At 67.9% G+C, this 19,135-nt stretch carries 14 protein-coding genes and 2 pseudogenes; 9 read left to right on the top strand and 7 right to left on the bottom strand.

Going from position 1 to position 19,135, the window contains the following annotated elements:
* The first annotated feature begins 23 nt into the window (after window positions 1-23).
* Both hemN and APY03_RS13900 read left to right on the top strand, forming a co-directional pair.
* Window positions 24-1,442, top strand: a complete 1,419-nt coding sequence (gene hemN, locus APY03_RS13905) for an oxygen-independent coproporphyrinogen III oxidase (RefSeq protein WP_068677761.1) — start codon at window positions 24-26, stop codon at window positions 1,440-1,442.
* 2 nt (window positions 1,443-1,444) lie between these two features.
* Window positions 1,445-2,158, top strand: coding sequence for a sulfite exporter TauE/SafE family protein (locus tag APY03_RS13900; protein ID WP_068677759.1), 714 nt, complete (start codon window positions 1,445-1,447; stop codon window positions 2,156-2,158).
* Window positions 2,159-2,213: 55 nt separating this feature from the next.
* Here the strand turns inward: APY03_RS13900 and APY03_RS13895 are convergent, their stop codons facing one another.
* A complete protein-coding gene (locus tag APY03_RS13895; RefSeq protein WP_068677757.1) occupies window positions 2,214-4,922 on the bottom strand; it encodes a bifunctional acetate--CoA ligase family protein/GNAT family N-acetyltransferase in 2,709 nt (902 codons plus the stop codon).
* A 112-nt stretch (window positions 4,923-5,034) separates the two neighbouring features.
* Here APY03_RS13895 and APY03_RS13890 point away from each other — a divergent pair.
* Both APY03_RS13890 and APY03_RS13885 read left to right on the top strand, forming a co-directional pair.
* Window positions 5,035-6,388 (top strand): annotated as a pseudogene (locus tag APY03_RS13890) (MBL fold metallo-hydrolase RNA specificity domain-containing protein).
* Between the two features lie 16 nt (window positions 6,389-6,404).
* Complete coding sequence (locus APY03_RS13885; RefSeq protein WP_068677755.1) at window positions 6,405-7,910, top strand: thymidine phosphorylase family protein; 1,506 nt, start codon at window positions 6,405-6,407, stop codon at window positions 7,908-7,910.
* A 79-nt stretch (window positions 7,911-7,989) separates the two neighbouring features.
* Here the strand turns inward: APY03_RS13885 and APY03_RS13880 are convergent, their stop codons facing one another.
* Window positions 7,990-8,730, bottom strand: a complete 741-nt coding sequence (locus tag APY03_RS13880) for a hypothetical protein (protein WP_162487162.1) — start codon at window positions 8,728-8,730, stop codon at window positions 7,990-7,992.
* 184 nt (window positions 8,731-8,914) lie between these two features.
* Between APY03_RS13880 and APY03_RS13875 the strand changes: the two genes are divergently transcribed.
* Entirely contained in the window at window positions 8,915-9,646 is a 732-nt protein-coding gene (locus APY03_RS13875; RefSeq protein ID WP_232081229.1) for a Crp/Fnr family transcriptional regulator, read from the top strand.
* On the opposite strand, the gene APY03_RS13870 is transcribed toward APY03_RS13875, so the two are convergent.
* The 3 genes from APY03_RS13870 to APY03_RS13860 form a co-directional block, all read right to left on the bottom strand.
* Window positions 9,640-11,688 carry a PAS domain S-box protein gene (locus tag APY03_RS13870; protein WP_068677751.1) on the bottom strand — a complete coding sequence of 683 codons (2,049 nt, stop codon included), beginning with the start codon at window positions 11,686-11,688 and terminating at the stop codon, window positions 9,640-9,642. The genes APY03_RS13875 and APY03_RS13870 overlap by 7 nt on opposite strands.
* A complete protein-coding gene (locus APY03_RS13865; RefSeq protein ID WP_068677749.1) occupies window positions 11,685-12,416 on the bottom strand; it encodes a winged helix-turn-helix domain-containing protein in 732 nt (243 codons plus the stop codon). Before APY03_RS13865 ends, APY03_RS13870 begins: the two co-directional genes overlap by 4 nt.
* Before the next feature lie 142 nt (window positions 12,417-12,558).
* Window positions 12,559-12,933: a TraR/DksA family transcriptional regulator gene (locus APY03_RS13860; RefSeq protein WP_068677748.1), complete on the bottom strand. Its 375-nt coding sequence runs from the start codon at window positions 12,931-12,933 to the stop codon at window positions 12,559-12,561.
* A gap of 157 nt (window positions 12,934-13,090) precedes the next feature.
* On the opposite strand from APY03_RS13860, the gene APY03_RS13855 reads away from it, so the two are divergent.
* Window positions 13,091-13,624 (top strand): YcbK family protein, encoded by a 534-nt coding sequence (locus APY03_RS13855; protein ID WP_068677746.1) that lies wholly within the window; start codon window positions 13,091-13,093, stop codon window positions 13,622-13,624.
* Between the two features lie 24 nt (window positions 13,625-13,648).
* Here APY03_RS13855 and APY03_RS13850 read toward each other — a convergent pair whose 3' ends face one another.
* A complete protein-coding gene (locus APY03_RS13850; RefSeq protein WP_232081369.1) occupies window positions 13,649-15,169 on the bottom strand; it encodes a L,D-transpeptidase family protein in 1,521 nt (506 codons plus the stop codon).
* Between the two features lie 121 nt (window positions 15,170-15,290).
* Complete coding sequence (locus tag APY03_RS13845) at window positions 15,291-15,506, bottom strand: hypothetical protein (protein WP_068677742.1); 216 nt, start codon at window positions 15,504-15,506, stop codon at window positions 15,291-15,293.
* 195 nt (window positions 15,507-15,701) lie between these two features.
* On the opposite strand from APY03_RS13845, the gene APY03_RS13840 reads away from it, so the two are divergent.
* The 3 genes and pseudogenes from APY03_RS13840 to APY03_RS43720 all read left to right on the top strand — a co-directional run.
* Complete coding sequence (locus APY03_RS13840) at window positions 15,702-16,418, top strand: ABC transporter ATP-binding protein (protein WP_068677740.1); 717 nt, start codon at window positions 15,702-15,704, stop codon at window positions 16,416-16,418.
* A gap of 7 nt (window positions 16,419-16,425) precedes the next feature.
* Window positions 16,426-18,816 carry an ABC transporter permease gene (locus APY03_RS13835; RefSeq protein WP_068677738.1) on the top strand — a complete coding sequence of 797 codons (2,391 nt, stop codon included), beginning with the start codon at window positions 16,426-16,428 and terminating at the stop codon, window positions 18,814-18,816.
* 7 nt (window positions 18,817-18,823) lie between these two features.
* Window positions 18,824-19,135, top strand: a pseudogene (locus tag APY03_RS43720) (efflux RND transporter periplasmic adaptor subunit); the annotation flags it as partial.

Below are 19,135 nucleotides of genomic sequence, written 5' to 3'. Positions count from 1 at the left end.
TGCCTGTCACATCTACCGCTGCAATGACCTCAACCCTTGCCGCCGCCCCTGCCGGTTCTTCGCTCGTCCAGCCGTCTGCCGCCTTGCTGCGGCGCCTCGACGTGCCGGGGCCGCGCTATACGTCCTATCCCACGGCGGATCGCTTCGTCGAGGCGTTCACGGCCGACGACTACGCCCAGACGCTGCGGCAGCGCAGCGAGCTCGGCGCGCATGGCCGGCCGCTTTCCCTCTACGTGCACATCCCGTTCTGCGAGTCGCTTTGCTACTACTGTGCCTGCAACAAGATCGTTACCCGGCACAAGAGCCGCGGGCGCGAATACCTCGGCTACCTGGCGCGCGAGGTGGCGCTGCAGGCCGCGCAGCTCGGCCGCGGCGCGGTCGTCACCCAGTTGCATCTGGGTGGCGGTACGCCGACCTTCCTGGATGACGAGGATCTGCGCGAGCTGTTGTCCATGCTCGGGGAGGCGTTCTCGCTGTCGCCGGATCGCGAGCAGTCGATCGAGATCGATCCGCGTACGGTCGACGGCCATCGGCTCGCGAGATTGGCCGGGATGGGCTTCAATCGCCTGAGCTTCGGCGTCCAGGACTTCGACCCCGACGTGCAGAAGGCCGTGCACCGCATCCAGCCGGCAGGCCAGGTGTTCGACCTGGTGGCGAGCGCACGCGGACTGGGCTTCGGTTCGATCAACATCGACCTCATCTACGGGCTGCCGCTTCAGACCACCAGGTCCTTCGACCGCACGCTGGCGCAGGTCTGCGCGCTGCGGCCCGACCGCATTGCCCTCTACGCCTATGCACATCTGCCGGCCCGCTTCAAGCCGCAGCGACGCATCGCCGCCGACGAACTCCCCGACGCCAGGACCAAGGTGGAGATGCTGTCGCGCTCGATCGCCGCGCTGACGGCGGCCGGTTACGTCTACATCGGCATGGACCACTTCGCCTTGCCCGAAGACCCGCTCGCGGTGGCCAAGCGGCAGGGGCGGCTGCACCGGAACTTCCAGGGCTACAGCACCCAGCCCGAGTGCGATCTCGTCGCGCTGGGCGTTTCGGCCATCGGCCGGGTCGGCGCTACCTACAGCCAGAACGCCAAGACGCTGGACGAGTACTACGACCATTTGGACCAGGGTCGCCTGCCGGTCGTGCGCGGCCTGGCGCTCACGCGCGATGACGTCCTGAGGCGCGCGGTCATCATGGCGCTGATGTGCCAGGGTCACGTGGATTTCGAATCGATCGGATTGGCCCACCTGGTCGACTTCAAGCGCTATTTCGCCAGCGAACTCGTGGCGCTTGCGCCGCTCGCCGCGCAGGGCCTCGTGCACCTGCGCGATCATGAGATCGAGCTCACGCCCATGGGCTGGTTCTTCGTGCGCGCGGTCGCGATGGTTTTCGATCGCTACCTGCAGGCCGACCGCAACAGAACGCGCTTCTCGCGCATTGTCTGACCATGCAGACCGCGCTCGCCGGCACGGCGCTCCTGATGGGATTGGTCGGCGGGCCGCATTGCGTCGCCATGTGCAGTGCCGCCTGCTCCGGGGTGATCCGGATCGTGCGTGCGCCGCCGCAGGGAGGCGTGGCGACACTTGCGGCACCGCCGCGGGCTGTCTCTGCCTCCGTCGCCTTTCATGCGGGCCGGATCGCGGGCTATGCAGCTGGTGGCGCGGTGGCTGCAGCGGCGATGCAAAGCCTGGCATTTGCGAGCGAACAGGTCGCCGCGCTGCGTCCTGCGTGGGTGCTGCTGCATGTGCTCGTACTGGCCTGGGGATTGGCGCTCGCAGCGCTCGGCCGACAGCCGGTCTGGGCGCACCGGATCGGGCGCGCGCTTGCGGCGCGGTTGCGGCCGCTCACCGGTTCATTGGCCGGGGTGCTTGCGACGGGCGCGCTCTGGGTCTCCATGCCATGCGGCCTGCTGTACTCGGCATTGATGCTTGCGGGCCTGGCGAACGGGCCGGTGCAGGGCGCGCTCACGATGGCGCTCTTCGCCGTCGGCAGCGGCGTGTCCCTGGTGGTCGCGCCTTGGGTGTGGCAGCGCTTGCACGCAGGCGCCGGCCTTGCGCGCAAGGAATGGGGTGCCAGGCTGGCCGGAGCCGTCCTGGCTGTGGTGGCAGTTCAGGCGCTGTGGATCGACCTTCGCCATCAGGTCGAGATCTGGTGCCGCTGAAGGGAGCCGCCCCGGGAAGCAACAAAGGGGGCGCTCACCGGCGAGCCATGTGCATTCAAGCGCTCGGGGGAGCGCTTGCGCCGGACCCAGGGTTGTCGACAGGTCCGTCCAAGGCCTTGACCATGCGCCGCACGCCGGAGCCGGGCGGTTCCGCCGGATCGGCCTGGAAGCCCATGTCGCGACACAGGTTCAGCATCCGGCTGTTCTCGCGCAGCACGATGCCCACGAGGCGGCCGATCCCGCAAGTCCTGGCATGCTCGATCAATTGCTGGAACAACAGCCTTCCGAGCCCCGCGCCCTTGAGGTCGGAGCGCACGATGATGGCGAACTCGGCCTCCACGCGGTCAGGATCGCTCACAGTGCGCGCCACGCCCAGCGTTTCGGGCACGCCCTGCGCATCGACCGCCTCGGCAATGAACGCCATCTCCCGGTCGTAGTCGATCTGGGTGAGCCGCGCCAGTTCGCTGCGCGGCAGCTCGCGCCGTGTCTGGAAGATGCGCATGCGGATGTCCTCCGGATCGAGCTGTTCCAGGAAGCGCCGGTGCTGCGCCTCGTCCTCGGGGCGGATCGGCCGTACCGTGATCTCACGGCCGTTCCAGGTCAGCGTGCGAGCCCATTGCGAAGGATACGGAAGGATCGCGAAGCGCTCGGCCCCGGCGACCGGCTGTCTCGCCACGCGGATACGGGCATCCAGGGCGATGGCGCCCGTCTCGTCGACGTAGAGCGGATTGATGTCGAGCTCCGCCAGCTGCGGCAGGTCGGCGAGCATCTGCGACACCGCGATCAGCACGTCGTACAGGGCATCCATCCGGGCTGGAGGATGGTCGCGGTAGCCGGCGAGCAGGCGCGAAACGCGTGTGCGCGAGACCAGTTCGCGGGCCAGGCTGCGGTTGAGCGGGGGGAGGGCCACGGCGCTGTCGGCAGTCACCTCCACCGCAGTGCCGCCTTGGCCGCACAGGATCACGGGGCCGAAGACGCTGTCGATGCTGGCGCCGACGATGAGCTCCTGCGCATGCGGCCGATGCACCATCGGCTGTACCGTGAAACCATCGATGCGCGCATCGGGCCTTGCGGTGCGCACGGCCCGGAGCATCTCGCTGACGGCATGGTCCAGGGAGGCCTGGTCGCGCAGGCCCAGCCGTACGCCACCGACGTCGGACTTGTGCGTGATATCGCGCGAGACGATCTTGAGCGCCACCGGGTAGCCCACCTTGCGCGCGGCCGCGAATAGGGCGTCGGCCGAGGCGGCGACCGCCAGCGTGGGCACCACCGGCACGCCGAAGGCCTTCAGGACGGCCTTGGCCTCCTGTTCGCCCAGCCATTCGCGGCCTTCGGCAAGAACCGCATCGAGCTGTCGTTGCGCCGCGGCCAGATCGGGTGCCGAGTTCTCGCTCGCGCTCGGCGCCTCCATCAGGATCTCCTGGTTGCGCCTGTAGGTCTGCAGCATCGCGAAGGCACGGACGGCTTCCTCGGGCGTCCGATAGTCGGGCACGCCCGCCTGCTCGAACAACTGGCGCGCCTGGGCGACGGCGGCGTCGCCGAGCCAGGCGCTCATCACGCGCTGCCCGGTCTCGCGCACCAGCGGCAGGCAGGCGCGGGCGATGTCGTCGCTGCGCACGATCGCCGTCGGGGCATGGACGAACAGCACGGCGCCGGCTGACTCGTCGGCGAGCAGGGCGGACAGCGTCGCCGTGTAGCGTTCGACCGGCGCGTCGCCGATGATGTCGATCGGATTGGCGTGCGACCAGTTGGATGGCAGCGCATAGTTCAACCGTTCCAGCAGGGCGCTGCCGGGCTGCGCAAGCGTGATGCCGGCCTGCGCGGCTGCGTCCGCGGCCATCACCCCCGCACCGCCGCCGTTGGTCATGATGGTCATCGCATCGCTGCGGTTGCCCCGGAAGCGCGCCAGGGTCTCGGCCGCCATGAACAGATCCTGCATCGTGTCGACTCGCAGCATGCCGGCGCGGCGGATGGCCGCGTCGTAGACGATGTCCGACCCGGCCAGCGCACCCGTGTGGGAGGCGGCGGCGTGCACGCCGTTGCCGGCGCGTCCGGCCTTGACGATGATGACCGGCTTGTTGCGCGCTGCCGCGCGTGCGGCCGACATGAACTTGCGCGGCGACTCGATCGATTCGACGTAGAGCAGGATGGATCGCGTGCGGGCGTCGTTCGCCAGGTAATCGAGCAGATCGCCGAAATCGACATCGCAGTGTTCGCCCAGCGAGACGAGATGAGACAGGCCGATGCCGCGGCTCTTGGCCCAGTCGAGCATGGCGGTGACCAGCGCGCCCGATTGCGACACGAAGGCGACTTCGCCTGGCAGCGCATCGGTGTGCGCGAAACCGGCATTCAGTCCGATGTGCGGGCTCAGCAGGCCGATGCAGTTGGGGCCCAGCAGGCGCATCAGGTACGGCCTGGCCGCGTCGAGGGCCGCCTGCTTCTGCGCGGCGCTCAGCCCGGCAGTCACGATGATGACAGCGCGGGTGCCCAGCGCGCCGAGCTCGGCCACCAGCTGCGGCACGGTGTCGGCGGGCGTGCACAGCAGTGCCAGGTCCGGGGCGCCGGGCAGATGGGCCGCCCTGGCGAATACGGGCACGCCGTCGAGTGCCGTGTGCTTGGGGTTGACGGCGTAGATCGGGCCCGAGAAGCGACCGGCGCGCAGATTGCGCCAAACCATGGCACCGACGCTGCCCACGCGGTTGGAAGCGCCGAAGACGGCAACAGAGGCGGGCGACAAGAGCCGGTCGAGATGGCGGATCGTCAAGCTAAGCTCCAGGAGAAAAGGCCATCATGCGCAGATTGATATTGCGGGCCCTTGACGAACATCAAGTCGCAGCCGCGGCGCGATGCGAAGCTCCCGGCACCAAGGAGAAACCATGCGCATCCAATTCCTCGGCGGCGTCGGCACCGTCACCGGATCCAAGTACCTGCTGGAGCACAACGGCCGCCGGCTGCTGGTCGACTGTGGCCTGTTCCAGGGCTTGAAGCAACTGCGGCTGCGCAACTGGGAGCCTTTGCCGATCAAGGCGTCCGAGATCGATGCGGTGCTGCTCACGCATGCGCACATGGACCACAGCGGATTCGTGCCGCGGCTGGTCAAGCTCGGCTTCAAGGGACCCGTGTACTGCAGTGGGGCGACGCGCGACCTTTGCGAGCTGCTGCTGCCGGATTCAGGCCGGTTGCAGGAGGAGGAGGCCGACTTCGCGAACCGGCACGGCCATTCGAAACACAAGCCGGCCCTGCCGCTTTACACACAGGAGGAGGCCAGTGCAGCGCTGAAGCGCTTCGAGACCATCCCCTTCGATCAGGACCAGTCACCATGGCCAGGCTGGTCGTGGCGCCTGAAGCGCGCCGGGCACATCCTCGGCGCGGCCAGCGTTCACATCAGCTGGGCGGGGGGGCAGCATCCTGTTTTCCGGCGACCTTGGCCGCAGCGACGACCTGGTGATGCGCCCACCCGATTCTCCCGAGCAGGCGGACTATCTGGTCGTCGAGTCCACGTATGGTGATCGCCGTCATCGCGACGTCGACACGCTTACGGCGCTGGCCGACGTGGTCAACCGCACCGCGGCGCGCGGCGGCGTTGTCGTCATCCCTTCCTTCGCCGTCGGGCGCGCGCAGACCATCATGCATTGCATCCACCTGCTGAAGAAGGCGCGCCGCATTCCCGACATGCCGGTGTACCTGAACAGCCCCATGGCGGCCGACGCCACGCGCATCTTCCGGCATCACCTGGACGAGCACCGGCTGAGTGCCGAGCAGTGCGCTGCCATGAGCAAGGAGGTCACGATCGTCAACACGGTGGAGGAATCGAAGCGGCTCAACACGCTGACATTTCCTTCGATCATCGTTTCTGCGAGCGGCATGGCGACCGGCGGCCGCGTCCTGCATCACCTGAAGACGTATGCGCCCGAAGCGAGGAACACGATCCTGTTTGCCGGCTTCCAGGCCGCCGGCACGCGTGGGGCCGCGCTGGTGGGCGGCTCGGAAGCGGTCAAGATCCACGGCGCCTATGTGCCGGTGCGTGCCGAAGTGGCGAACCTCGATACCCTGTCGGCCCATGCGGACCGCGAACAGCTGCTGGCGTGGCTCGGCGCACTGCGTGCGCCGAAGCGGGTTTTCGTCACGCATGGCGAGCCGGTGGCCGCCGATGCGCTGCGGCTGGCGATCGAGGAGCGCCACGGCTGGCCGGTCACCGTGCCGGAGTACCTCGAAGCCCGCAAGCTCTGACGAACGGGTCCACGCCATGTCCTTCGACCGCCTGCGGGCACGCCGGGCCTGCATCGACACCTATCAGCAACCCGTGGTGTACATGCGCGGCGACTGCCCTGTCTGCCGGGCGGAAGGCTTCGAAGCGCAGGCGCAGGTCGAGGTGATCGCCAACGGGCGCCATCTGCTCGCGATCCTGCATCACGTCAGCAGCGACTGGCTCAATGGCGACGAGATCGCGTTGTCGGAAGTTGCCTGGACCTTGTTGGGCTCGGCAGAAGGCGATGAAGTGGAGGTGCGCCATCCGCCGGTGCTCGCGTCGCTGGCGCATCTTCGCGCCAAGGCTCACGGCACCAGGTTTGGCTATTCCGCCCTGCGCGAGCTCATGGAAGACGTGGCCCATGGCCGGCTTTCCGACATTCACCTGGCGTCGCTGGTGACGGTCTGTGCCGGCGGTGGACTCGATCTCGACGAGACGGTGGCGTTGACGCAGGCCATGGTCGATGTGGGCGAACGCATCGACTGGGGCGCTTCGCCGGTGATGGACAAGCACTGCATCGGCGGCCTCCCGGGCAACCGGACCACGCTGCTGGTCGTGCCGATCGTCACAGCCTGCGGCGTGCTGATGCCCAAGACCTCCTCGCGTGCCATCACCTCGGCGGCCGGTACGGCCGATGCGATGGAAACCCTCGCGCCAGTCGAACTCGACATGGCGGCGCTGCGCCGCGTCGTCGAGAGCGAGGGCGGCTGCATCGCCTGGGGTGGTGCCACGCGCATCAGTCCCGCCGACGACATGCTGATCCGGGTGGAGCGCCCGCTGAATCTCGACAGCGAGGGCTTGCTGGTGGCATCCATCCTTTCCAAAAAGGCCGCGGCCGGTTCGCAGCGCGTGCTGATCGATCTGCCGGTCGGCCCGTTGACCAAGGTGCGCAGCACGGCCGCCGCGGAGCTCCTGTCGCGCAGCCTGGTGTCGGTGGGTGCCGCGCTGGGCCTGCAGGTGCGCACGGTGTTCACCGACGGCACCGAGCCCGTGGGTCGCGGCATCGGACCTGCCCTGGAAGCCATGGACGTGATGGCAGTGCTGGAACGCAGCGCCGACGCGCCGCAGGACCTGCGTGAGCGTGCCCTGCTGCTCGCCGGCCTGCTGCTGGAGATGGCCGGCAAATCCGCTCCTGGCGGCGGGCATGGGCTGGCGCGCGAGGTGCTGGACGACGGGCGCGCGCTGGCCAAGTTCCTCGCCATCTGCAAAGCGCAGGGCGGCCTGCGCGTGCCACCGAGGGCGGCTCACACGGAGGACGTCATAGCGCATGCGAGCGGCAGGGTCCTGGCGATCGACACGCGCCTCGTCTCACGCGCGGCCAAGCTGGCGGGCGCTCCCCGCGATCCGGCCGCCGGAGCAAAAATGCATGTTCGTGCGCGGGACCGTGTCGAGCTGGGTCAGCCTCTTTTCACGTTGCATGCCGGCAGCCCGGGCGCGCTGCGCTACGCCTTGCGCTTCCTGCGCTCGCAGCTGCCAGTCGTTCACATCGAAGCGCTGTCATGAGCGCGGCCAGCAGCGGGCGCCGGCATGCCACCGGCCGTGCACCACCTTGCCCATGGACGTTGCCGCACCAGACATTCCGTCAACTGTCCGCAATGGTATCGAGCAGCACCGCCTGCATCACGAGGCGGTGATTCGCCGAAAGCCCGGCCGGGTTCACCGGGCCGCTCGGTGTCGTGAGCGACCACAGCGCGGCGTTCGTGGCGTCGACCACGAAAGGCGCATCGTTCGACGCCGCCTGGAATGGGCTTGCCATCTGCACCTCGAAGCCTATCTCGCGGGCGGCAGAGAGGAAAGCGCGGCCCCGCAGGGTCCGCGGATCACCAAGGAAGAGCATGGATGCCCGGGACATTGTCTGTGGCCGATGCTCGCACAGCGCCATGAGATCCGCCAGCGCGCGGGCGGGATGGTCGTCCGTGCCCAGGCCCTGGTAGACCGGCACCCCGGCTTCCCTTTCAATCCGGAGGACGGCGTCCGAAGGCATCGTTCCGCAGTCGATCGCGTCGTACAGGCGGCCCAGCATCCGTGCCAGCGTGCGAAGGTCGTCGTTGGAAGACGCCGATCCCGCAGGTTCGGTGAACATGACCTCGGCGACGCGCGCCCCGAGCTCCAATGCAGCGCAATGGACGGCCGACTTTTCTCCTCCGGATGACAGGCCGTTCAGCAGGGCGATGTTCTTCCCGCGCAAGGGCTTGTCCATCGTTCCTGCTTTCGCCGCGTTTCTCAGGCGCCGCGCGGCGGCAAGGACCGCGAGGATGCTGTCGGCGCCGAGCGGCTCGCCAGGTGCCAGGCGGTGAGTAGGGATGCGAAGGCAGGGTTTCACAACCGTGAAGGTATTGCCTGCGGCGATTCAAACCTTGATCGCCGTCAACGATCAAGCGTTCTCCCAGCATCGCTACCAAGGAGACACAAAGCATTCACCCACTGTTACCGAGACAGCCGTCATGTTGGCGTCGCTGTTGCACGGGCTTTCTAAGCTCCAACCATCGACCCGCAAGGAGCAAGAAGTGATTGAAACGACGAGCGTTCCCAAGTGCACCCGCACCACCGCACACCGCATCGCAGACATGCTGCAACTGCTGCAGGACACCCTCCCGATCCAGCGTCGCATCGTTCGAGCGGGGGACACGATCTACCAGGCAGGCCAGGCCTTCGGGTGCCTCTACGTCGTGAATTCCGGCTTCTTCAAGATGGTCAACCTGTCGAGCGAAGGGCGCGAGCAGGTGGTCGGACTTCATTTCAAGGGCGACTGGCTGGGCCTCGACGGGATCGCCACGTCACAGTACGGCTGCGACGTGGTCGCGATGGACACCGGCGAGGTCTGGTCCATTCGCTATGACGCCTTGATCCAGGCGGCGGTCCGCACGCCTGCGCTGCTGACTGCGCTGCATGAGGCCATGAGCCGCGAGCTCACCCGAGATCATGATTCGATGCTGTCGCTTTGCACCCTGCCTGCCGACGCGCGCGTGGCCGGCTTCCTGCGCTACTGGGCCGACGCGCTCGCACAGCGCGGCCTGCGCACGGACCAGATCACGCTGCGCATGACGCGAGCCGAGATCGGCAACTACCTCGGCATGACGCTGGAGACCGTGAGCCGTGCGCTCTCGCGGCTGGCGCGTGGCGACGTGATCCGCTTCACCGAGAAGGGCCGGCGCGATATCCACATCCCGCAGGTGGAGGCGCTGACCAGCTTCATGCAGGGCCTGGCCGCACCGATGGGTGCTGCCGCCCTTCACTGAGCTGCGTTGAGGACCCTCACGATGGCATGCTCGAGTTCGCTGCGCGTGTAGGGCTTGCGCAGCAGCTCCCAGCGCTGGGGCTCATCGAGCAGCTGGCCGGAATAGCCCGACATCAGCAGGACCGGCAGGCCGGGCAGCGTCGCATGCGCCGCTTCCGCGAGTTCGGTGCCGCGCATGCCAGGTCCGAGCAGGATGTCGGTGAGCAGCAGCCCGATACCCGGTTCCGATGCCAGCACGTCCAACGCTTCTTCGGCGTTTGCGCAGGCGAGGACCTCGCAAGCCATCGAGGCAAGGAACTTCTCCACCACGCTGCGGACCTCGGAATCGTCCTCGACCAGCAGGACACGCAGGTTCGCGGGCACGCTGCCCGACGCTGCAGCGTCGAAATCCTCGTCGTCAGTACCATCCTCGTCCACGCGGGGGAGGTAGAGCGCGACGGTGGTGCCGGCGCCCGGCGCGCTGCTGAGGCCGACGGCACCTCGCGATTGCTTGGCGAACCCGTAGACGGTCGAAAGGCCGAGGCCGGTGCCGCGGCCGCTTTCCTTGGTGGTGAAGAAGGGCTCGAAAGCACGCTCCTTGATGGCCTCGGGCATGCCCGAGCCCGTGTCCGCGATGGAGATCGCAACATAGCCGGCCTCATTGGGCGGCCCGCGCTCGGCATCGAGACTGGCTGGCAGCGATGCGATGGGGCGGCAGACAAAAGCCAGTGTGCCGCCCTGCGGCATCGCGTCGCGCGCGTTGATGGCGATGTTCAACAGTGCGGATTCGAGCTGCCCCGGGTCCGCCAGGCAAAGGGTCTCTTCGGCATCGAGCGTGATGACGATGCGCTGGTCGAGCGTGCGGCGCAGCATGTCGGTCAGCGAATGCAGCAGCGCGGCGGCGTCGACGACCGTGGGTTGAAGCACCTGGCGACGCGAGAACGCGAGCAGCTTGCCCGTCAGCTCGGCGCCTCGGCGTGTGGCACGCGAGGCGGCGCCGACGAGTTGCTGGATGAAGGGATCGCCGGCGCACGCAGGCGCGTCCTCCAGCACCTGCAGATTGCCCGAGATGATGGTCAGCAGGTTGTTGAAGTCATGTGCGACGCCCCCGGTCAGCTGGCCGACGGTTTCCAGCCGCTGCGCGTGGTTGAGCGCCTCTTCGCTCTGCGCGCGCTGCAGGACGGTCCCCAGCAGGCTCGAGAGCGAATCGAGGAATCGAAGTTCGTCGTCGCCGAAGCGCCTGGGCGTGCTCGAATGCACGGTCAGGACTCCGATGGTGCGGCCGCGATCCAGCAGCGGCACGGTGAGCTCGCTCAGCAAGCCGTGCTCGATGGCGCTCGAAGCAGGCTGGAAGCGCTGCCCGGGCGCTTGATCGTCCACCAGCACGGCCTTTCCGTCGGCCGCGACGCTGCCCGCAGGCGAGGCGGGCGAATTGGGAACTCGGTCGCCGACGGCGAGATGCTGCAAGGCGCCGGTGACGGCAGCGACCCGGAACTCGAGGCCGTTCTGCTCCAGCAGGAGGATCTCGGCCGTCTCGACCTGGAGTGCTTCGGCCGCGATCGCCGGGACGAGTTCCAGAAGTTCCTGTGGCTCCCGCGCGTCGACCGCGAAGCGGCCGAACTGGGCAAGATGCTCGGCATAGCGGGCTCTTTGCAAGGCCTGCTTGACGCGAGGATAGGAACCCACGCTGCGAATCGCAGCCACGACATAGAGCAGGCCGTGGTCCTGCAGGGGGCTCAACGCGATCTCCACCATGACCGTGCTGCCGTCACGCCGCTTGGCAACCAGGTCCATCTGCATGCCCATCGGGCGCGCGCGTGGATGGTCTGCGTAGGCGTTGCGGTAGGCCGCATGGCGCGGCCGGATCGCGTCGGGCACCAGTTCGTCGACGGAAAGCCCGACCAGTTCGTCGGCCGAATAGCCCAGCAAATCGAGCGCCGCCGGATTGGCGAGTCCGATCATGCCCTGGAGATCGACCAGCAGAAGCGCATCGGGATAGGCTGCAAAGAGCGAGCGGAATACCGCCCCATCGTCGAATCCGGGAACGAGGGACTTCTGCTTCATCCACCCGCCTCGACTTTGGGGACCAGGATGTAGCCCGCCCCGCGCACCGACTTGATGATCTGCGGGTTGTTAGGGTCCGCTTCCAGCTTCTTGCGCAGCCGGCCGACCTGGACGTCGATGGTGCGGTCGAAGGGGCCGCCGTCGCGGCCGCGGGTGTGTTCGAGAAGGAAGTCCCGCGAGAGCACGCGGCCCGGGTGCGTCACCAGCGTGTTCAGCAGATCGAACTCGCCTGTGGTCAGGGACACCTCGTTGCGGCCCGGATCCAGTAGGCGCCGCGCCGCGGTGTCGAGCTCCCACTGCGCAAAGCGCAGCAGCGTCGCGGCGTCGGCGCTTGCCTTGCCCGACCCGGATTCGGCAGGCACAAGCCGACGCAGCACGGCCTTGATGCGCGCGAGCAGTTCGCGCAGATCGAATGGCTTGGTCACGTAGTCGTCGGCGCCGACCTCCAGGCCGACCACTTTGTCGACAGGGTCGCCCCGGCCGGTGACGATCACCAGTCCGCAGCGCCAGTGCTCCCGCAGCTGGCGGGCGATGGCGAAGCCGTCCTCGCCCGGCAGGCCCAGGTCCAGCAGCACGAGGAGGGGCGCATCCCGTGCCATCAGTTCCATGAGCGCCGTGCCGGAATGCAGCTGGCTGACGCGGAAGCCGTGGCCTGCAAGGTAGTTGGCGAGCAGCACCGTGATGTCTGCTTCGTCGTCGAGAACCGCGAGATGGATGGAAGTGGTCACCGGCGGATGTTAGTCCGGTTGGCTGCGGGCCATCAATGGGGGGCCATCCCACCGGCCGCGATGGCATGCACCCCGCCCCCCGTCGGGCAGGGCCCGATGGCGCCGCCTGAGCGCCCTGCTCCGAGCCGCCTCCGGCGAAGTATCAGGGGCTGAGCTTGTTCTCGGCCGCGGTCTGGCACGCCGCGCATCGGATTGCGGTGGGTTGCGCCATCAGGCGCTCGCGCGGGATGGCATCCCCGCAGTCCATACAGACGCCATAGCCGCCGGCAGCCATGCGCTGCTCCGCCTGCTCGATGTCGAGCAGCCTGGCTCGATCAATCTCGATCTCGGCGAAGCGCACGTCGCCGAGACGCTCGACCTCGGCTTCATCGGCATGGCTCTTGACCTCATGACCCTGGGGCTGCAGAGTGGCTTCGACATCGGAGGAAGCGCCGCGGATTTCATCGAGGGCGCTGCGCTTCATGGCCTGGAGTCGATCGGCCAGTAGGGTGCGGTCGGCATCGGTCAGGTGTTTCATGGGGAACTCACAGGAATATGGAAAGGCAATCGTCGCTCCCGGAAGGCCGGCCCGCCTTGACATCCGTCAAAGTGTTCGCGCTCGATCAAGCACATAGAATGTCCGCCGGTCGCCGGACTCGCCGGCTTCGTGCGTGCCTTCTGCCTCCAAGGAATCTGTGAACAGCCTTTCCCGACGCCGTTTCACCTGCGCGCTGGCAGCGTCCGCGTTCGCCGTGGGGCCGCTCCAGGCGAACGCCGGCCCTGCAGCGCCGCGCGCGCTGCGCTTCGACAACCTGCACACGGGCGAGAAGCTCTCGGTCGAGTATTTTCACGGCCAGCGCTACGAGCCGGGCGCGCTCGCAGCGATCAACCATGTGCTGCGAGACTTCCGCACGGGCGATGTCGGGGAGATCGCCCCTGAGCTGCTTGATCTGCTGCATGCGCTGGTGACGCTCACCGGGAGCGAGCGCCCGGTGCAGGTCATCTCCGGCTACCGTTCTCCGGCCACTAACGCTGCGCTGGTCCAGCGCAGCAGCGGCGTCGCCACCGGCAGCCTGCACATGCGGGGCCAGGCCATCGACATCCGGCTTGCCGACGTCACGCTGCCAGCGCTGCGCAAGGCAGCGCTGGGCATGCGCGCCGGCGGCGTGGGCTACTACCCGGCCTCGAATTTCGTGCACGTGGACTGCGGCCGCGTACGCGCCTGGTAGGCCAGGGCCTGTCAACGCGATGGGTCAGCGGCGGCCGTCGTTTCGGCTTGCGAGCGCCCGCACCAGCCGGGCATCGTGGCCGTAGATGTCTTGCGCAAAGCGCAGCGCGCGATCCGAGGGCGTCACCATGGCCGTCATGTAGAACAGGATCACCGGCAGCGGCCGCGTGAGATCCACACGTTGGGATGAAGGCCCCGCCAAGGCCGCATCGATGCGCTCCGGGGTCCACTCCGGCTGATCCCGAAGCACCCAGCGCGCGAGCGCCACTGGTTTTTCGACGCGCACGCATCCGTGGCTGAAATCGCGTCGCGCGCGGCCGAACAATTGTGTCGCCGGCGTGTCATGCAGATACACGTTCTCGTCGTTCGGGAAGATGAACTTGACGCGTCCCAGGGAGTTCTTCGGGCCAGGGCGCTGGCGCAACCGCAGCACCCCCTGGCGCAGCAGCGCCAGATTGTGGGGGGTGCTGGCCTCCACCGGCTGGACGTTGTCGCCGGCACCACGCACGATCTCCATGTCGTGTCTCTGAAGATAGGCCGGGTCGCGCGCGATGGCCGGCAAGATCTCGTTGCGCACGATGGAAGGCGGCACGTTCCAGTACGGCCGGAAGATGACGTAGCGCATCTTTTCCGAGAGCACCGGTGTCCTGGTGTTGAGCGCGCGGCCCACCACGACGTTCATGTCGACCAGGGAGTCCGCGGGTGCAGCGGGGTCCCAGGCCCAAAGGCGGAACATCGGGATGTTGATGCCGATGAGGGGCTGATCATCGAGCTCAGGCAGCCAGCGCAGGCGCTCCAGCGCGAGTTCGAGTTGAAGGACGCGTTGGCTGAGCGGCACGTTGAGGGCAGCCAGGGTCGCGCGCCCGAGTGCGCCATCGGCCTCCAGGCCATGGCGTTCCTGGAAGCGGCTGACGCCATCGGCCAGCACGGCGTCGTAGCGGTCGGCCGGAGGCGGCGCCTCGGCCGGCAGGTCGCCCAGGGCCACGAGCAGTCGATGCAGCGCGCCGGCCCCGGCATAGATGTCTCCGGCCTTCAGCGACCTCGCCGGCGCGATGGATGGCAGCAAGCCCGGCGAGGCGTCCGCGGCCAGCGCTCGATAGTGCTGCAAGGCCTCGCGCAGCCTTCCGTACTGGCCGAGGCCCGGGCGCAGGGCAGCCACCGCCTGCGACAGGCGCCCCTCATCTGCAGCAGCGTGCAGCAAGGCTGCGACATCCCCCGTCTTGGGCTCATGCTCTGCGACGCGAAAGCCGAGCGAGCGCGGATCCACACGGCCGCTGTGCAAATCGTTGAGAAAGCGCTGCATCGCCGTGTCCAGTGCGCGCTCGAAGGCCGGTGCGGAAGCCGCGGCCGACCCTGGCGCGCGGACGAGGTCCGCGGCCTGAAGGGCGAGCTCTCGGGCCTGGTAGTCTTGCGCGACCAGGCCATCGGCCGGCGCATCTGCCAGTATCTGCAGGGCGTCGCGCGCGCTTGCATTCGGCCGCCCCGCGGCATCCAGCCAAACCGAGTCGGCCCCTGCCGCTGCAGTCGGAACGAGCAGCAGCAACATCAAGCTCAAGCCCGCCGCCGGCAGCCTGAGCCGCCGAACCACCCTGCGGCCCATGCACCGCACCAGCGCCGATCGGATGCCAGGAAATTTCGATGGGTCGATGGGAAGCTCCGCCACGGCGCTAACCGTCGAGCGGCACACCGCCGCCGAAGCGGCAGACCCAGCGGTCCCACAGGTCCTGATTGAACGCGCCGAGCGATTTCCCCCAAGCAGTCAGCATCTCGTACTGGTTGCGCTGAGCCTGGATGACACATTCGCCGAGCGCGGCTTGCCAGGCAAGGACCGGTCCCAGACAGGCATCGCGAAGCGGCGCAACGGGCAGGGCGTCATCGGTCATTGCAGCTCTCCAGCAAGGATTTCTTCTTTCGCTTCATGGGGGCGGTACATGCAACCATGCTAGACGCAGTTGCCGCAAGGCGATTGACGTACATCAATGGATGTGGATCCACTTCCGCGAAGAGAGGCGAGTCGTGGCGTCCAAGGATTGACAGGCATCAAGCCGTGCCGGCCGTCCGCGGTGCAGGATCGACACATGACCGCAGTTCCACCGATCGTCTTTCGTGCCCGCGGCCTGGGCAAGACGTACCGTGCCGGAGACGTGGCCGTCGTGGCCCTGCGGGATGTCGATCTCGACATCGTCGCCGGCGAGTTCATGGTGCTGCTCGGGCCGTCGGGCAGCGGGAAGTCCACGCTGCTCAACATCCTCGGAGGGCTCGAGGTGGCGAGCACCGGCAGCCTGACCTACCTGGACCACGACCTGGTTGCGGCGAACGACGACCAGCTCACCCGCTACCGGCGCGATCATGTGGGATTCGTGTTCCAGTTCTACAACCTCATCCCCAGCCTGACCGCCTACGAGAACGTCGCGCTGGTCACGGACATCGCCGCGAACCCGATGCCGATCGACGATGCGCTGGAGCGGGTGGCGCTGTCCGCGCGGCGCGATCACTTTCCATCGCAGCTCTCGGGTGGCGAGCAACAGCGCGTGGCGATCGCGCGTGCCATCGTCAAGCGGCCCGAGGTGTTGCTGTGCGACGAACCCACCGGTGCGCTCGACTACGCTACGGGCAAGCTGGTGCTCGACGTTATCGCCAGGATCAACCGGGAACTCGGCACCACGGTGCTGGTGATTACGCACAACGCCGCGATTGCGGGCATGGCCGACCGTGTGGCGTACCTGGCCGATGGCCGGCTCCAGAAGATCGAGCGCAATGCGCGGCGCATGGCTTCGGCAGAGCTGTCCTGGTAGCTGCACGATGAAAGCGCTCGACCGCAAGCTGCTTCGCGATCTGCGTGCGATGTGGAGCCAGGCGCTGACCATCGCGCTGGTAGTGGCCAGCGGTGCGGGTGGCTTCCTGACAAGCCTGTCGGCGGTGGATTCGCTGGCCGCGGCGCGCGACACCTTCTATACCGAGGGGCGCTTCGCCGACATCTTCGCAACCGTCAAGCGGGCACCGGTCGCTTTGGTGGAGCAGTTACGCGACATTCCCGGCGTGGCCGACGTGCAAACGACGATCGAGCAGGTGGTCCGCATCCAGCTCGACGGCAGCAGCGATCCCGTGCTGGGACAGTTGATCGGCGTCGACCGCCTGCAACCGCCGCGTTTGAACCAGGTGAGCGTTGCGGCCGGCGCCGGCTTGTTCGACGCCGGCGACGGCGCCGGAGCCAGCCGGGATACGGTCGACGCGCTGGTCTCCAGGGGCTTCGCCGGTGCACGCGGGCTCGAGCCCGGGGACACGGTGGGCGCCCTGATCAATGGTCGTCATCGGCGCTTGCGGATCGTGGGCATCGCCCTGTCGCCCGAGTTCGTCTTCGCCGGTCTCTGGGGCATGCCGGACCAGCGTGGCTTCGGTGTCTTCTGGGTCGATCAGGCGGTGCTCGCCGCTGCCTACGACATGGAGGGCGCCTTCAACACCCTGGCGGTGCGCATGGCACCTGCCGCGGCGCGGCGGGTTTCCGACGCGGAAGTCATCGACGCGCTCGCGCAGCCGCTGGCGCGCTATGGTGGTGCGACACCCCGTGCAAGGGTGGACCAGACCTCGCACGCGATGCTGGAGAACGAGATCAAGGAGCAGCGCGTCATCGGCACCGTGCTGCCGTCGATCTTTCTCGGCGTGGCAGCCTTCCTGCTGAACGTGGTCGTTTCGCGACTGGTCGCCACGCAGCGCGAGCAGATTGCCGCGCTGAAGGCGCTGGGCTATGCCAATGGGACCATCGCAGCCCACTACCTGAAGCTGGTGCTCGTGATCGTTGCGGTCGGACTGGCGCTCGGCGTTGCTCTGGGCGACTGGCTCGGTGCCCAGCTGGTCGGCCTGTATGCGGAGCTGTTCCATTTCGCGCGCTTCGAGCACAGGATGGACACCGGCCTCGCGCTGCTCGCCGGCGGCGTCACGCTGGCCACCGCGGTCGCAGGCACGCTGTCGGCCATCCTGGCGACAGTCCGGCTGTCCCCTGCGGAGGCGATGCGTCCCTCGGCGCCGGGGCGCTACCGGCGCACGCTTGCCGAGCGGCTGGGCGTCGCCGGCCTGAGCCCGGCCCTGCGGATGATCCTGCGGAACATGGAGCGGCGTCCACTGCGAAGCGGCCTGTCGATCGGCGGCGTCGCGGCGGCAGTGGCGATCGTGGTGATGGGCAACTTCTTCCGTGACGCGATCGAGGTCGTCGTCGACACCACGTTCGTGCTGTCCATGCGCAGCGACGTCTCGGTGTGGTTGACCGAACCGGCCGACAACGGCATTGCGCTGCAGCTGGCGCGCCTGCCCGGCGTGCTGGCGCTGGAATCGTTGCGGGATGTGCCGGTCACGCTGGTCAATGGCCACCTGCGCCAGCGGGTCATGGTGCGGGGCGAGCCGGAACGAAGCGAGCTGTTTCGCATCGTCGATGTCGACGGCCGGCAGGCGATGCCGCATGGCGATGGCCTGCTGCTCACCGATCGGCTGGCCGACAAGCTCGGCCTTCGGGTCGGCGATCGCGTCAGGGTAGAGGTGCAGGAGGGCCGCATGCTCACCTTCACCTTGCCGGTGGACGGCACGGTGCGCGAGATGATGGGACTGAATGCCTACATGAATCGTGCTGCGTTGAACCGCGCCCTGCGCGAGGGTGACGTAGCCACCGGCTTCGTGCTGGCGCTCGAGCGCGGCAGCGAGACCCGATTCCTGCAGGCCACGCAAGGCCTTCCGCGCGCGGCCGGCGCCTTCAGCAAGGCCGCCATGCTGCGCAACATGCAGGAACTGACTGCACGCAACATCCTGATCATGAGCACGGTGCTCACGCTGTTCGCCTGCGTCATCGCCGTCGGCGTGGTCTACAACAACGCGCGCATCGCACTGGCCGAGCGAGCCTGGGAACTGGCCAGCTTGCGCGTGCTGGGCTTCACGCGCGCCGAGGTGTCCGGCTTGCTGCTGGGCGAGATGGCGATCGGCATTGCCATCGCACTGCCGCTGGGCATGCTGGCGGGCTACGCCCTCGTGCACGGCGTGACCGGACTGCTGAAATCCGACCAGTTCTTCTTTCCGGTGGCGATCCGCCCGCGCACCTATGCGCTGGCGGCGCTGGCGGTGCTGGCGGCCGCTGCTGCGAGCGCACTGGTGGTGCGGCGCCGCATCGATCGGCTCGACATGGTGTCGGCTTTGAAAACGAGGGAATGAAAAGGCCATGAACCGCAAGACCCAACTGATCTTCGCTGCGGGCGGCCTTGCGCTGGTGGCATTGCTCGCCTGGGCCTTCGCGCCCCGGCCCTTGGCTGTCGAGGTGGCGCGGGCGACGACCGGGCCCTACGAACAGGCCATACCCGAGGATGGCAAGACACGGCTTCGCGACCGCTACGTCGTCACGGCACCGCTGGCTGGCCGGCTGGCGCGCATCGCGCTGCGCGAAGGTGACGCGATCGAGGCCGGCGCGATCGTGGCGACACTGACGCCCGTGTTCTCTCCGCTGCTGGACGAGCGCACTCAGCGTGAGCAAGCA

The organism is Variovorax sp. WDL1, from assembly GCF_001541225.1.
Lineage (GTDB): Bacteria > Pseudomonadota > Gammaproteobacteria > Burkholderiales > Burkholderiaceae_C > Variovorax.
This window is presented reverse-complemented; position numbering and strand designations above follow the sequence as displayed.

Bases quoted from the DNA above. Each gene is read 5' to 3' on its own strand.
- hemN (WP_068677761.1), top strand. From the start codon at position 24: ATGACCTCAACCCTTGCCGCCGCCCCTGCCGGTTCTTCGCTCGTCCAG.
- APY03_RS13900 (WP_068677759.1), top strand. From the start codon at position 1,445: ATGCAGACCGCGCTCGCCGGCACGGCGCTCCTGATGGGATTGGTCGGC.
- APY03_RS13885 (WP_068677755.1), top strand. From the start codon at position 6,405: ATGTCCTTCGACCGCCTGCGGGCACGCCGGGCCTGCATCGACACCTAT.
- APY03_RS13870 (WP_068677751.1), bottom strand. From the start codon at position 11,688: ATGAAGCAGAAGTCCCTCGTTCCCGGATTCGACGATGGGGCGGTATTC.
- APY03_RS13860 (WP_068677748.1), bottom strand. From the start codon at position 12,933: ATGAAACACCTGACCGATGCCGACCGCACCCTACTGGCCGATCGACTC.
- APY03_RS13850 (WP_232081369.1), bottom strand. From the start codon at position 15,169: ATGTTGCTGCTGCTCGTTCCGACTGCAGCGGCAGGGGCCGACTCGGTT.
- APY03_RS13845 (WP_068677742.1), bottom strand. From the start codon at position 15,506: ATGACCGATGACGCCCTGCCCGTTGCGCCGCTTCGCGATGCCTGTCTG.
- APY03_RS13840 (WP_068677740.1), top strand. From the start codon at position 15,702: ATGACCGCAGTTCCACCGATCGTCTTTCGTGCCCGCGGCCTGGGCAAG.
- APY03_RS13835 (WP_068677738.1), top strand. From the start codon at position 16,426: ATGAAAGCGCTCGACCGCAAGCTGCTTCGCGATCTGCGTGCGATGTGG.